Annotated in this window: 11 protein-coding genes and 1 pseudogene; 1 reads left to right on the top strand and 11 read right to left on the bottom strand. The window is 69.7% G+C overall.

Annotated features, from left to right (window positions below; translation table 11 throughout):
* Positions 1 to 30 precede the first annotated feature (30 nt).
* The gene (locus AC0Z9V_RS00335) at positions 31 to 558 is read left to right on the top strand and encodes a flavin reductase family protein (protein WP_244186205.1); all 528 of its coding nucleotides are present in this window, start codon (positions 31 to 33) and stop codon (positions 556 to 558) included.
* Between the two features lie 58 nt (positions 559 to 616).
* On the opposite strand, the gene dnaE is transcribed toward AC0Z9V_RS00335, so the two are convergent.
* The 11 genes and pseudogenes from dnaE to murC all read right to left on the bottom strand — a co-directional run bounded on the left by dnaE (position 617) and on the right by murC (position 13,077).
* Positions 617 to 4,156 (bottom strand): DNA polymerase III subunit alpha, encoded by a 3,540-nt coding sequence (gene dnaE / locus AC0Z9V_RS00330; protein WP_485140367.1) that lies wholly within the window; start codon positions 4,154 to 4,156, stop codon positions 617 to 619.
* A 103-nt stretch (positions 4,157 to 4,259) separates the two neighbouring features.
* Complete coding sequence (locus AC0Z9V_RS00325; RefSeq protein WP_133081668.1) at positions 4,260 to 5,195, bottom strand: RluA family pseudouridine synthase; 936 nt, start codon at positions 5,193 to 5,195, stop codon at positions 4,260 to 4,262.
* Positions 5,196 to 5,352: 157 nt separating this feature from the next.
* A pseudogene (gene lspA / locus AC0Z9V_RS00320) lies at positions 5,353 to 5,859 on the bottom strand (signal peptidase II); the annotation flags it as partial.
* A 292-nt stretch (positions 5,860 to 6,151) separates the two neighbouring features.
* Positions 6,152 to 6,805 carry a DivIVA domain-containing protein gene (locus AC0Z9V_RS00315; RefSeq protein WP_133081667.1) on the bottom strand — a complete coding sequence of 218 codons (654 nt, stop codon included), beginning with the start codon at positions 6,803 to 6,805 and terminating at the stop codon, positions 6,152 to 6,154.
* 147 nt (positions 6,806 to 6,952) lie between these two features.
* Positions 6,953 to 7,243 carry a YggT family protein gene (locus tag AC0Z9V_RS00310; RefSeq protein ID WP_133081666.1) on the bottom strand — a complete coding sequence of 97 codons (291 nt, stop codon included), beginning with the start codon at positions 7,241 to 7,243 and terminating at the stop codon, positions 6,953 to 6,955.
* Between the two features lie 59 nt (positions 7,244 to 7,302).
* Positions 7,303 to 7,824, bottom strand: coding sequence for a cell division protein SepF (locus tag AC0Z9V_RS00305; RefSeq protein WP_133081665.1), 522 nt, complete (start codon positions 7,822 to 7,824; stop codon positions 7,303 to 7,305).
* Positions 7,825 to 7,920: 96 nt separating this feature from the next.
* Positions 7,921 to 8,682, bottom strand: a complete 762-nt coding sequence (locus AC0Z9V_RS00300) for a YggS family pyridoxal phosphate-dependent enzyme (RefSeq protein WP_485140366.1) — start codon at positions 8,680 to 8,682, stop codon at positions 7,921 to 7,923.
* Entirely contained in the window at positions 8,679 to 9,428 is a 750-nt protein-coding gene (locus tag AC0Z9V_RS00295; protein ID WP_485140365.1) for a purine nucleoside phosphorylase YfiH/LACC1 family protein, read from the bottom strand. Before AC0Z9V_RS00295 ends, AC0Z9V_RS00300 begins: the two co-directional genes overlap by 4 nt.
* A gap of 3 nt (positions 9,429 to 9,431) precedes the next feature.
* Complete coding sequence (ftsZ, locus tag AC0Z9V_RS00290; RefSeq protein ID WP_133081662.1) at positions 9,432 to 10,631, bottom strand: cell division protein FtsZ; 1,200 nt, start codon at positions 10,629 to 10,631, stop codon at positions 9,432 to 9,434.
* A gap of 251 nt (positions 10,632 to 10,882) precedes the next feature.
* Positions 10,883 to 11,716 carry a cell division protein FtsQ/DivIB gene (locus AC0Z9V_RS00285; RefSeq protein WP_485140364.1) on the bottom strand — a complete coding sequence of 278 codons (834 nt, stop codon included), beginning with the start codon at positions 11,714 to 11,716 and terminating at the stop codon, positions 10,883 to 10,885.
* Positions 11,713 to 13,077: a UDP-N-acetylmuramate--L-alanine ligase gene (murC, locus tag AC0Z9V_RS00280; protein ID WP_485141256.1), complete on the bottom strand. Its 1,365-nt coding sequence runs from the start codon at positions 13,075 to 13,077 to the stop codon at positions 11,713 to 11,715. The genes AC0Z9V_RS00285 and murC overlap by 4 nt, the downstream gene beginning before the upstream one ends.
* Positions 13,078 to 13,243: the final 166 nt, after the last annotated feature.

Below are 13,243 nucleotides of genomic sequence, written 5' to 3'. Positions count from 1 at the left end.
TCCACCGCCGTCGATCCCCGGAGGAACCACGTGAACAACCCCAGCACCGCGCCGGCAGGCCTGCAGTCCGCCGAACTCCACGGCGAGTCGTTCCGCGAGGTCTTCCGCCGCCATGCCGCCGGCGTGGCCATCATCACGGCGACCTACGACGGCGTCCCCTACGGATTCACTGCCACGTCCGTCGCGTCGCTGTCCGCCGAGCCGCCGCGGTTCTCCTTCAACATGGCCCGCACGTCCTCCTCGTGGCCCGCCGTCGCGAACACGAACTTCGTGGGGGTCCACATGCTCAGCACGGAGAACGAAGGCCTGGCCAACCGCTTCGCCCGCACCAAGGACCGGTTCACCGGCGACCACTGGGAGGCCGGGACCGAGGGCGTGCCGATCCTCAAGGACGTCGCCGGGTGGCTCGTCGGCCGCATCAGCATGCGCCTCTCCTTCGAGAACAACGCGGTCGTCGTCGCCGAGGTGATCGCCGGGAACATCGGACCCGACGGCGCTCCCCTGCTCTACCACGGCGGCAGTTACGGTACGCCGACGGCCACCGACTACGTCATCTAGGCGTCCTGCCCGCGCCGTCCGGTACTTCCAGTGAGCGCCGGACGACCCGCATGCGGGATCAGGCGTCCAGGCAGGCAGGTCCCAGCAGCACCTTCAGGTCGCCGAAGAGCCCCGGTGTCGGATTGACCCGCAGGTCGACGCCGAGCTTCATCACCTCGACCTTGCGGGACCCGCTGAGCCTGATCAGGACCTCGCTCGTGCCCGGGTGCGTCCTCAGCACGTCGCCGAGCGCGGTGACCGCGGTCTCCGTGGCCTTGTGCTGCAGCATGGAGATCACCACGGGACCCGAGTGGCCCTCGCTGAGGTCAGGCACCGTCAGTTCCTGCGCGTTGAGCATCACGGCGCCGTCGTCCCGGCGCTGCAGCCGACCCCGGACCACCACGATGAGGTCCTCCGCCAGCACGGCCGAGATGGGCCCGTACACCTGGCCGAAGAACATGACCTCCATGGATCCGGCGAGGTCCTCGACCTCCGCCCGCGCATACGCGTTGCCGCTGTTCTTCGCGATCCTGCGCTGCAGGGACGTGATCATGCCGGCGATCGTGACGATCGCCCCGTCCGCCGGACCCTCCTCGCTGATGATCGACGGGATCGACGAGTCGGCGTGCTGGCCGAGGATGCCCTCGAGCCCCTGCAGGGGGTGGTCCGAGACGTAGAGGCCGAGCATGTCGCGCTCGAAGGCCAGCTTGTCCTTCTTGTCCCACTCGGGCAGGTCCGGCACCTCGACGGACAGGCCGCCCACGGAGCCCCCGGCGTCGTCGAACGCGCTGAAGAGGTCGAACTGGTTCGCCGCCTCGTTGCGCTTGAGGACGATCACCGAGTCCACGGCCTCCTCGTGGATCATCGCGAGGGCGCGCCGTGGATGGCGGAGCGAGTCGAACGCGCCGGCCTTGATGAGCGATTCGATGGTGCGCTTGTTGCAGACGACGGCGGGCACCTTCTGCAGGAAGTCGCTGAAGGACGTGAACGCGCCCTTCTCCTCACGGGCACCGACCATGGCGCCGACGACGTTCGCGCCGACGTTGCGGATGGCACCCATGCCGAAGCGGATGTCCTTGCCCACCGGGGTGAAGTTGACGCTGGACTCGTTGACGTCCGGCGGCAGGACGGTGATGCCCATGCGGCGGCACTCGTTGAGGTAGATGGCCAGCTTGTCCTTGTCGTCACCGACGCTGGTGAGCAGGGCCGCCATGTACTCCGCGGGGTAGTGCGCCTTGAGGTAGGCCGTCCAGTAGGACACGAGCCCGTAGGCCGCGGTGTGCGCCTTGTTGAAGGCGTAGTCGGAGAAGGACTCGAGCACGGTCCAGAGCTTGTCCATCGCCGCCTGGGAGTAGCCGTTGGACTTCATGCCGGCGAAGAAGTCGGCCTGCTGCTTGTCCAGCTCGGACTTCTTCTTCTTGCCCATGGCGCGGCGGAGCATGTCCGCCTGGCCGAGCGTGAAGTTCGCCAGTTTCTGCGCGGCCGACATGACCTGCTCCTGGTACACGATCAGGCCGTACGTCCCGCCGAGGATCTCCTCGAGCGGTCCCTCGAGTTCGGGGTGGATCGGCTCGATGTCCTGCAGGCCGTTCTTGCGCAGCGCGTAGTTCGTGTGCGAGTTCACCCCCATGGGTCCGGGCCGGTACAGCGCCAGGACGGCGGAGATGTCCTCGAAGTTGTCGGGGCGCATGAGCTTCAGCAGGGAGCGCATGGGGCCGCCGTCGAGCTGGAAGACGCCGAGGGTGTCCCCGCGCGCCAGGAGCTCGTAGGACTCCTTGTCATCGAGCTCGAGGTCCTCGAGGACGAGGTCCACGCCCTTGTTCGCCGTGATGTTCTCGACGGCGTCCGTGATGATCGTCAGGTTCCTCAGGCCGAGGAAGTCCATCTTGATCAGTCCGAGCCCCTCGCACGTGGGGTAGTCGAACTGGGTGATGATCTGGCCGTCCTGCTCACGGCGCATGATCGGGATGATGTCGATCAGGGGGTCGGAGGACATGATGACGCCCGCCGCGTGCACGCCCCACTGCCGCTTGAGCCCCTCGAGGCCGAGGGCGGTCTCGAAGACCTTCGCGGAGTCGGCATCGGTCTTGAGGAGCTCCCGCAGCTCCTCCGCCTCGGAGAAGCGCTTGGCGTCCTTGTTGTGGACGTCCGCGAGGGCGAGGCCCTTGCCCATGACGTCCGGCGGCATGGCCTTGGTGAGGCGCTCCCCGGTGGAGAACGGGTAGCCCATGACCCGGGAGGAGTCCTTGAGGGCCTGCTTGGCCTTGATGGTGCCGTACGTGACGATCATGGCCACGCGCTCGTCGCCGTACTTCTCCGTCACGTAGCGGATGACCTCGGAGCGGCGCCGATCATCGAAGTCGACGTCGAAGTCGGGCATGGAGACGCGCTCGGGGTTCAGGAACCGCTCGAAGATGAGGCCGTGCTTGAGGGGGTCGAGGTCGGTGATGCGCATGGCGTACGCCACCATGGAGCCCGCACCGGATCCTCGGCCCGGACCCACCCGGATGCCGTTGTTCTTGGCCCAGTTGATGAAGTCGGCCACCACGAGGAAGTACCCCGGGAAGCCCATCTGGGTGATGACGCCGACCTCGAACTCCGCCTGCTTGCGGACGTCGTCGGGCACGCCGGCCGGGTAGCGGTACTGCAGCCCGGTCTCGACCTCCTTGACGAACCAGGACTGCTCGTTCTCGCCCTCGGGGACCGGGAACCGCGGCATGTAGTTGGCCTTGGTGTTGAAGTCGACGTCGCACCGCTCGGCGATGAGCAGCGTGTTGTCGCAGGCATCGGGGAAGTCCCGGAAGATCGCCCGCATCTCGGCCGGCGACTTGAGGTAGAACTCGTCGGCATCGAACTTGAACCGCTTGGGGTCGGCGAGGGTTGATCCCGACTGCACGCAGAGCAGCGCCGCGTGGGCCTTGGAGTCCTCGGCGTGGGTGTAATGGAGGTCATTGGTGGCGACGAGCGGCAGGCCGAGCTCCCGGGCGAGCTTGATCAGGTCCGCCTTGACGTTGCGCTCGATGTCCAGCCCGTGGTCCATCAGTTCGCAGAAGTAGTTCTCGGCGCCGAAGATGTCGCGGAAGTCCGAGGCCGCCTGCTTCGCCTCGTCGTACAGGCCGAGGCGGAGCTTCGTCTGCACCTCGCCGGAGGGGCAGCCCGTGGTCGCGATGAGGCCCTTGCCGTAGGTCTGGAGGAGGTCGCGGTCCATGCGGGGCTTGTACAGGTAGCCCTCGAGGGAGGCGAGCGACGACATCCGGAACAGGTTGTGCATGCCCTCGGTGGTCTCGGACCACAGAGTCATGTGCGTGTACGCTCCGGCGCCCGAGACGTCGTCGCGCCCGCCGCCGCCCCACTGTACGCGCGTGCGGTCGTTGCGCGCGGTCCCCGGCGTGAGGTATGCCTCGACGCCGATGATGGGCTTGATGCCGGCGCTCTTCGCCTTGCTCCAGAAGTCGAAGGCGCCGAAGACGAACCCGTGGTCCGTCGTGGCGAGGGCGCTCATCCCGAGCTCCTCGGTGTGGCTGAACAGGTCCGTCAGGCGGGCCGCGCCGTCGAGCATCGAGTACTCGGTGTGGTTGTGGAGATGGACGAACGAGTCGGTCGATGCAGGAGTAGCCACCCGCCAAGTCTAGTGCTCCGGGACCTGCCCGGCCGTCGCGGGGCGGGCTCGGGACTGTCTCCCGAGGTCGCTCCGGCGTGTCCTCCCGGCTCGCCCGGGCGTGTCACACCAGCCCGGTGGAGAGGGCGGTCAGTGCGTAGGCCAGGTCCACGGGGTACGGGCTCGAGACCGTGACCGGTTCGCCCGTCCGGGGGTGGGCGAAGCCGAGCCGGTGGGCGTGCAGCCACTGTCGCGTCAGCCCGAGCTCGGCCGCCAGCCGCGGGTCGGCGCCGTAGGTGAGGTCGCCGGCGCAGGGGTGGCGCAGCGCGGAGAAGTGCACGCGGATCTGGTGCGTCCTGCCCGTCTCGAGGTGGACCTCGACGAGGCTCGCGCGGCCGAAGGCCTCGAGCACCTCGTAGTGCGTCACGGAGTCGCGCCCGCCCTCCAGGACGGCGAACCGCCATTCGTGGTGCGGGTGGCGGCCGATCGGGGCGTCGATCGTGCCCTTGAGGGGTTCGGGCAGTCCCTGCACGACGGCGTGGTACACCTTGTCGACGGTGCGTTCCTTGAAGGCCCGTTTCAGTGCCGTGTAGGCGGGTTCGGTCTTGGCGACGACCATCGCGCCGGAGGTCCCGACGTCGAGCCGGTGGACGATCCCGACGCGCTCGGGCGCCCCCGAGGTCGAGATGCGGTACCCGGCCGCCGCGAGTGCGCCGACCACGGTGGGGCCGACCCAGCCCGGGGACGGGTGGGCGGCGACCCCGACGGGTTTGTCCACGACGACGAAGTCCTCGTCGTCGAGCAGGATGCCCATGCCGTCCACGGCCTCGGGGATGACGCGGTGCTTGTCCTCCGGATCCGGCAGGTCGACGTCGATCCGGTCGCCGGCGTGCACGCGGTCGGACTTCGCGAGCGGCGACCCGTCGCGGTGCACGCGGCCGTCGGCACACCACTGGGCGACCGCGGAGCGGGAGGCGTCCAGCAGCCGTGCCAGCGCGGCGTCGGTGCGGCTGCCGCCGTCGGCTTCGGGGATGACGAGCTGCCGGCGCTCAGCGGGCATCGTCGCCCCGCTCCCGGTCCGCGGATCCGGTCGCCGAGTCCGGCGTGCTGTCCGGCGTGCTGTCCGGCGTGCTGTCCGGCGTGCTGTCCGGCGTGCTGTCCGGCGTACTGTCCGTCGTCCTGTCCGTCGTCCTGTCCGGAGCTGCGGTCCCTGCAGTGGCCGGTGCGCTCCCTGCGTCGTCGGTGCTGCGCCGGCCGTCCATGCCGATCCCGCGCAGGGTCAGGAGGCAGATCAGCACCACACCGCTGACGACGGCGGAGTCGGCGATGTTGAAGATCGCGAAGTTGGGCAGGGCGATGAAGTCGACCACGTGGCCCTGGCCGAACGAGGGTTCCCTGAGCAGCCGGTCGGTGAGGTTGCCCAGGGCGCCGCCGAGGACCAGTCCCAGGGCCACGGACCAGCCCCAGGAGGCGACCTTCCTGACCTGCAGCACGATGGCGACGGCGACGGCGACCATGATGATGGTGAAGAACCAGGTGTAGTCGGTGCCGATGGAGAACGCCGCTCCGGGGTTGCGGATGAACCGCCAGTTGAGCAGGGGCGGCAGGACCTCGGTGACCTGGCCCTCGGTCATCGTCGACACGACCCACCACTTGGTGAGCTGGTCGAACGTGTAGGCGACGGCGGTGCACAGGAGCATCACGATCCCGAAGCGAGCGGGGATCCGCCGGGCGTGGCCCGGCTCGGCAGCGGTCGCCGCTGCGGGGCCGCCGTGGTCCGCCGGGTCGCTGGGCCTGCGTCCCGGGGCGGTGGACTCCCGGGCGGGTTCCGGAGCTCGGCGCGGCTCAGGGGTGGGATCGGTCGGCTGGTGCTCGTTCACGGTGTATCCAAGGTCTAGTCGCTGGTGTCCGCCGAGGTGCGCGGCGGCTGGAACGGCGAAAGGGCCGGCCCCCGGGGTTCTGGCCCCGGCGACCGGCCCTTCTCCTGGTCCGACGGCGGTCGGACCCGGCATCCTGCTAGGACGCGGACGCGTCGGCCGCGAGCGAACCGCGGGCGTCGAGGTCCCGGAGCTGGCCCTCGATGTAGGCCTTCAGGCGGGAACGGTAGTCGCTCTCGAAGCCACGGAGCTGTTCGACCTTGTGCTCGAGCACGGCCTTCTGCTCCTCAAGGTCGCCGAGGGTCTTGCGGCTCTTCTCCTCGGCGTCGTTGACGAGGCCGCTGGCTTCGATCTGCGCCTCGGCGATGATCTTGTCGCGCTGCTCGACACCTGCGTTGACGTACTCGTCGTGCAGGCGCTGCGCCATGGCGAGGACGCCGGCGGCGGCATCGGTGGACGCCGCGGGAGCAGCGGGTGAGGTCGCTGCAGGCGCGGCCGGGGCAGGCGCCGGGTTGGGCTCGTCGGCGGCGGGAACGGCGGTCGCCTCGTCCTCCGCGGGAACGTCCTCGGTCTGGGTGCTGGCGGCGACCGGCGCAGGCACTGCGCCGGACTGCGAGGTGTCGGAGGACTCGCCTGCGAGCTTGCGGCGCAGTTCCTCGTTCTCGGAGTTCAGACGGCGCAGTTCCACGACGATCTCGTCGAGGAAATCGTCCACCTCGTCCTGGTCGTAGCCCTCGCGGAACTTCGTCGGCTGGAACCTCTTGTTGACAACGTCTTCTGGCGTCAAAGCCATCTGGTCACCTCATACTGATAGAGGCCGGTCCGCCGGAAGAGCGGGCACGGCTGCGGTACCGAATTGCGGACATGATCAGCTGGACTCACGTCGAACTGTGAATCAGCGTATAGCTTCTCGAACTTCATCACGAAACGGACTCGGACGCTAGGCGGCGAGACCGGCGGACACGGACATCAGGATCAGCACCACGATGAAGAGCACGAGGAACGCGAGATCGAGCTGGACGCCGCCGAGGCGAAGCGGCGGGATGAGTCGGCGAAGGGCCTTGATCGGCGGATCGGTCACCGAGTAGACACCCGAGGCGAGCACGAGGGCGAGCTTCTGCGGTCGCCAGTCACGGGCGAACCCCTGCACGGCGTCGTAGATGATCCGGAGGATCAGCGCGAGCTGGAAGAGCATCAGTACCAGGTAGATCAGGGCGAATACCAAACTCACAGAGCAGTTCCAGTCCTTCGGGCCTTATGGGTCGGGGGCGACCGTGGAGGCCGCTGGGGTCAGCTCTGGTTGAAGAAGCTGGTCTGCGCTTCGCTTGCCTTCAGGTCCTCGCCGAGGACTTCAATATACGACGGCGACAGCAGGAACACCTTATTGGTGACGCGCTCGATGCTGCCGTGGAGGCCGAACACGAGGCCCGCCGAGAAGTCGACGAGGCGCTTGGCGTCGGCCTCGCCCATGTCCGTGACATTCATGATGACCGGGATGCCGTCGCGGAAGCTCTCGCCGATCAGCTTCGCGTCGTTGTACGACCGGGGGTGGATCGTGGTGATCTGGCGCAGGGCGCCGGAGTCCTCACGGGACGACGGCGCACGCTTGATCGGTGTCACGGGGGCGCGGTACTCCTCGGCGGGAGCGACCCGGGTGACGGCGGGAGCCGGCTCGAGGTGACGCTCGTCGCGGTCGTAATCCACTGAATATTCCTCGTTCCTGCTGTGCGCGCTTTTCGTTTCGGGCTCGTAGTGCTCATCACCGTCGGCGAGCCCAAGGTAGATCATCGTCTTGCGCAGTGCGCCAGCCATGGTGACTCCTGTTCTGGAAGTGGATTGGTGGGCTCCGGGGCCGCGCCGCACGCGGCCGGCCCGACTGCCCGTCGTGCCGCCGTTACAGCCTCGACGCTACCCCACGGCCGGACGGGGACCGAGGACATCAGAACCAATCCTCAGGTGTGTCGCCCCGGCAGCCACAGCGTCCTCGAGATCGCCGCTCATGCCCGCCGAAACGGCCGATGCGGCCGGATCCACGGCACGCACGGCATCGGCGATCCCCAGGAGTCGGGCGAACGCCCGTGCGGGTGGGACGCCGACCGGCGCCACAGCCATCACTCCGGCCAGGCGGAGGCCGTCCGTGGCGGCGACGGCCTCGGCCAGCGCACCCGCCTCCTCCGGCAGGGCGCCTCCGCGGCCGCCGGACCCGGCGTCCTCGTCGAGGGTGAACTGGAGGAAGCAGTGGAGGTCGCTCCGGGCGCTGCGCCCCGCTGCGGCCCGCCGCTCCTGCTCTACGGCGACGGCCCTGCCGAGCGCGGAGACGAGCGGGGCCCGGTCCACGGAGTGCACGCTGTGCGCGTAGCGGACCACCGACTTCGCCTTATTGGTCTGCAGCTGGCCGATGAAGTGCCAGGCCAGGCCGAGCGGTTCGAGTTCGGCTGCCTTCGCGGCGGCCTCCTGGTCCCGGTTCTCCCCCACGTCGGTGACGCCGAGGCCCGCCAGGATACGCACGTCGGATGCGGGGAAGTACTTGGTGACCACGACGAGCTCGGGCTCCGCGCGCCGGGCGGCGACCGCCGCAGCGGAGATGCGGTCGCGGACAGCGGCGAGGCGGGCCTCGAGCTCGCGTGCGCGGTGCCCGTCCTGCCCCGGTGCGTGCACCGGATGGTTCATGCCCGCCACACCAGCCCGGCGATCCTGCCCGCTCCGGGTTCCCGCCGGTGCGAGTACAGTCCCGGGTTCTCCAGGGTGCACGCCGGGCCGTACCCTTCGACCCGCTGGGCACGGACGGACGACCGCTCGAGCTGGCGCTGGACGGCCGCCGGGAGGTCGAGCGCCGGCGTTCCCGTCGGCGTCCGCGACGCGGCCTCCGGGACGGTGAGCGCGATCGACTCCATCATCCCGGCAGGCACCTCGTAGCAGGATCCGCACACCGAGGGTCCGATCCACGCTGCCAGGTCCCGGGCACCATGGCTCCGCAACAGGCGGACGGCACCTTCGACGATCCCGTTGCCGACACCGGCACGGCCCGCGTGCACGACGGCCGTGGCACCCGTACCGCCGTCGGTGACCGCCGCGTCCGCGAGGACGATCGGGACGCAATCGGCGACGAGAACGGCCAGCGGCTCACTGCCGTCGAGGGACACCATCGCATCCGCGTCCGGGGGCACGGGATCGCCGGCGGCGACCAGGGCGACCCGGTCGGAATGGGTCTGGCTCATGAACCGGAGTGACCCCGCGGGGACGCCCAGCGCTTCCTCGATCCCCCGCCTGTTGTCCCGGACGGCGTCCGGGGCATCCCCCACGTGGAGGGCGAGGTTGCCGGCAGCCACGGAGGTGAAGGCGACGCGGAGACCCGGACGCACCTCCGCGTTCCAGTAGAACGGGGAGGTGCGTCCGGGACCTTCGGCTGCGTCCACCGACTACTTGAGGAAGTCGGGTACGTCGAGGTCGTCGGACCGTCCGGCCGAGAAGTCCGGCTCCACGATCGCGGGGAGGTCCACGTCGAAGCCCGAGTCCGCGGGCACTGCCTGCACGTTCTGCGCACGCTGCTGCGACCAGGCGCCGAGGCCGGCGGTGGCGGCGCCGGCCATGCGCTGCTGGTCCCCACCGACGCTCGGCGCGACGGCCGGGCGCGATGCGGGGGCAGGGGCGGCGGCAGGCTGCGAGGTGGCATCCACCTGGTCGAAGCCGGCCGCGATCACGGTCACGCGCGCCTCGTCGCCCAGCGCATCGTCGATGACCGCACCGAAGATGATGTTCGCCTCGGGGTGTGCGACCTCCTGCACGAGGCGGGCGGCCTCGTTGATCTCGAAGAGACCGAGATCCGAGCCACCCTGGATCGAGAGCAGCACGCCGTGCGCGCCGTCGATCGAGGCTTCGAGCAGCGGCGATGCGATGGCGAGCTCCGCGGCCTTGACGGCGCGATCCTCGCCGCGAGCCGAGCCGATGCCCATGAGCGCCGAACCGGCGCCCTGCATGACGGACTTCACGTCGGCGAAGTCGAGGTTGATCAGGCCCGGCGTGGTGATGAGGTCCGTGATGCCCTGGACACCGGAGAGCAGCACCTGGTCGGCGGAGCGGAACGCGTCGAGCATCGAGACGTTCCGGTCGCTGATGGAGAGCAGCCGGTCGTTCGGGATCACGATGAGCGTGTCGACCTCCTCGCGGAGGGTGTCGATGCCGCTCTCGGCCTGGTTCGAGCGCCGCCGGCCCTCGAACGTGAACGGACGGGTGACGACGCCGATCGTCAGGGCGCCGAGGGAACGTGCGATCCGGGCGACGACGGGAGCGCCGCCGGTGCCCGTGCCGCCACCTTCGCCGGCGGTCACGAAGACCATGTCGGCTCCGCGCAGGACTTCCTCGATCTCCTCGGAGTGGTCCTCCGCCGCGCGGCGGCCGACCTCCGGGTCCGCTCCGGCGCCGAGGCCGCGGGTCAGCTCGCGACCGACGTCGAGCTTGACGTCGGCATCGCTCATGAGCAGCGCCTGCGCGTCGGTATTGATGGCAATGAACTCCACGCCACGGAGCCCGACCTCGATCATGCGGTTGACGGCGTTGACGCCGCCGCCGCCGATGCCGACGACCTTGATGACGGCCAAGTAATTCTGAGGTGCTGCCACGTCCTGTGTCCCTTGTTCGAATCTGTGTGCTGTACGGGGGCTGCCGGTGTTCCGGGTTCAACCTTTACCTTCGACAACGTTAACGTTCAGGTTGAGAGTTAACGTTATGTCAAGTAACTTCTATGTTCGACGCTAGGTGCAAGCGCTCCGCGTTGCAATGACCTGACGCCGCGTGTCGGTTCTGTCGACGCGCTGTGTACTCTTTTCACGCTCTGTTCGACCGCGGGCCGCACAGCCCGCGACGCCGTGCCTCACCGGGTGACCGGCCGGTCGGGGGTGCTCACGTCGAACACCTTCACCGGCGGATCGGTGGCGGGCATCGCGAGCATCGCCTCCAGGACGCTCGCCTTCTCGGAGCTGCGCTCGGCGCTGCCCCAGAAGATCCTCCGGTCCCCGGCCAGTGAGAGCTGGATGGAGTCGACGCTCGCTGCCGAGGCGCTGTTGAGCCGGGACAGCACGGAGACGGGCAACTCCGCCAGGACCGCCGTGATCGAGGAAAAGACCTCGGAGTTGACCGCGTTGGTCCCGCCGTCGATCAGCGGGAGCTTCACCTCGTCGCGTCGCGCCACGGTGCTCAACTGGCGGCCGTCCGCATCGATCAGCACGAAGTCGCCCCCGTTCTGCAGGACGGCGACGGGTACGCGTTCGCGGACGGTGACCACGAGCGTCGACGGGGGCTCGGCGGCGATCCCGACGTCCTCGATCGGCGCCTTGTCCGCCAGCAGCCCGCGGACCTGGTCCGGCGCGATCCTCGTCAGCGACGTCCCTATCAGCGGAGCGAGGGCCGTCTCGACCTCCGCCGCGGTGACCAGCGAGTTGCCCTCCACCTCGACCGTCCGCAGCGCCAGCGCCGGCGAGAACACGACGTACGCGACCACGCCGCCGAGGACCAGCACGAGCGCGGTGATGGCCAGGACGGTGTTCCGCACCCGGTGGGAGCGTCGGGGCGCGGGGAACTCGAGGACCTTCCCGGCGGAGGCCGGCCGGTCCGCGCGGTCGACGCGGCCCGGCGCTTCCGACCCGGCCGTCGCCCCGGCCTTCGGCACGGCCGGTACCCGGGCGATGCGTGGCTTCCTCGGCGTCATGCGCCGGTCCCCGCCGGTCCTGTTCCGTCCGCCCGCTCCTTCAGCAGGCCGACCAGCCGGATGCCGTACTGCGTGACGTCTCCCGCTCCGATGGTCAGGATGATGTCACCGGGTTCCGCCCGGTCGATCACGGAGCGGAGGGCCTCGTCCGGGTCCTCGCGATAGGAGGCGCCGGCACCCGGCATGAGATCGGTGATGGTCCAGCCGCCGATGTCGTCGACCGGGTCCTCGCGTGCCGCGTACACCGGCAGCACGGTCGCGGAATCCGCGAGGGACAGCGCCTCGGCGAAGCCCGCGGCGAACTCCCGGGTGCGGGAGAACAGGTGGGGCTGGAACAGGACATGCACCCCGTGCTCCCCCGCCACGGTCCGGGCGGCCGTCAGGGCGGCATGGACCTCGGTCGGATGGTGGGCGTAGTCGTCGAACACCCGGATGCCGTCGCCCTCGCCCCTGGCCTCGAAACGTCGCGCGGCGCCGGAGAACAGCGACAGGCCGGTCGCGGCGACGGCCGGATCCACTCCGAGTTCGAGGGCGACGGCGAAAGCCGCGGCGGCGTTGAGGATGTTGTGCCGCCCCGGCACGCTCAGCTGCAGTTCCTGCTGTGCGTCCAGCCCGTCGACGGCGAAGGACAGGACGCTGTTGGTGGTGCTGCCCACGGCCCTCGTGTCACTGATCCGGATGTCCGCCGTCCCGGCGTAGCCGTAGGTGCGCACGCGGCGTGGTTCCGGTACCCCGGCGGCCAGTGCGGCGGCACCGGCGTCGTCGGCGCACGCCACGAGGAGCCCGTCCTCGGGGAGCCGCCGGGCGAAGGTGCGGAAGGCCGCATGGACCGCGTCCGCCGTCCCGTAGTGGTCGAGATGGTCCGCTTCGACGTTCGTCACGACGGCGATGCGGGGCTCGTAGTTCAGGAACGAGCCGTCCGATTCGTCCGCTTCGGCGACGAAGACGCTTCCGTCCGCCCACTCGGCGTTGACGCCGAGGGCGGCCACGTCTCCCCCGATGGCGAAGGACGGACCCACGCCGGCGTTGCGCAGGAGGACGGTGATCATCGCGGTCGTCGTGGTCTTGCCGTGCGTACCGGCGACGGCGACGGCCTGCTGGCCGGTCATCGCCGCCGCGAGTGCCTCCGAACGGTGCAGCACCGGCAGGCCGCGACGGCGTGCCTCGACCAGTTCCGGGTTCGTGTCGCGGATCGCCGAGGACACGACGATCGTCCCGGTGTCGGGTACCGCCTCCGCGGAGTGCCCCACGGTCACGTCGGCGCCGAGCGCGGACAGCGCACGGAGCCCCTTCGATTCGGCCGCGTCCGAGCCCGAGACCCGCAGGCCCTGGCCGAGGAGGACCCGCGCGACGGCCGACATGCCGGCACCGCCGAGTCCGATGAAATGCACGGGTTCCTGCAGTCCGGCGTCGAGCGCCGGCGCGGTGCTGGTGGTTGCGATGCCGCTGCCTTCCGTCCCTGCCCCTCCGGGGGCCGTCGTCGTGATCCGGGGCGCCGGGCTCGCCCGCCGGTCTGTTTCCTCGCGC

This window comes from Arthrobacter sp. UYP4, assembly GCF_057291175.1.
The sequence above is the reverse complement of the archived record's forward strand: the minus strand, read 5'-3'. Positions and strand labels throughout refer to the sequence as shown.

Excerpts from the sequence above, each read along its gene's own strand:
- AC0Z9V_RS00325 (WP_133081668.1), bottom strand. The coding sequence starts at position 5,195 with ATGCCCGCTGAGCGCCGGCAGCTCGTCATCCCCGAAGCCGACGGCGGC.
- AC0Z9V_RS00315 (WP_133081667.1), bottom strand. The coding sequence starts at position 6,805 with ATGGCTTTGACGCCAGAAGACGTTGTCAACAAGAGGTTCCAGCCGACG.
- AC0Z9V_RS00305 (WP_133081665.1), bottom strand. The coding sequence starts at position 7,824 with ATGGCTGGCGCACTGCGCAAGACGATGATCTACCTTGGGCTCGCCGAC.
- AC0Z9V_RS00300 (WP_485140366.1), bottom strand. The coding sequence starts at position 8,682 with ATGAACCATCCGGTGCACGCACCGGGGCAGGACGGGCACCGCGCACGC.
- AC0Z9V_RS00285 (WP_485140364.1), bottom strand. The coding sequence starts at position 11,716 with ATGACGCCGAGGAAGCCACGCATCGCCCGGGTACCGGCCGTGCCGAAG.
- murC (WP_485141256.1), bottom strand. The coding sequence starts at position 13,077 with ATGTCGGCCGTCGCGCGGGTCCTCCTCGGCCAGGGCCTGCGGGTCTCG.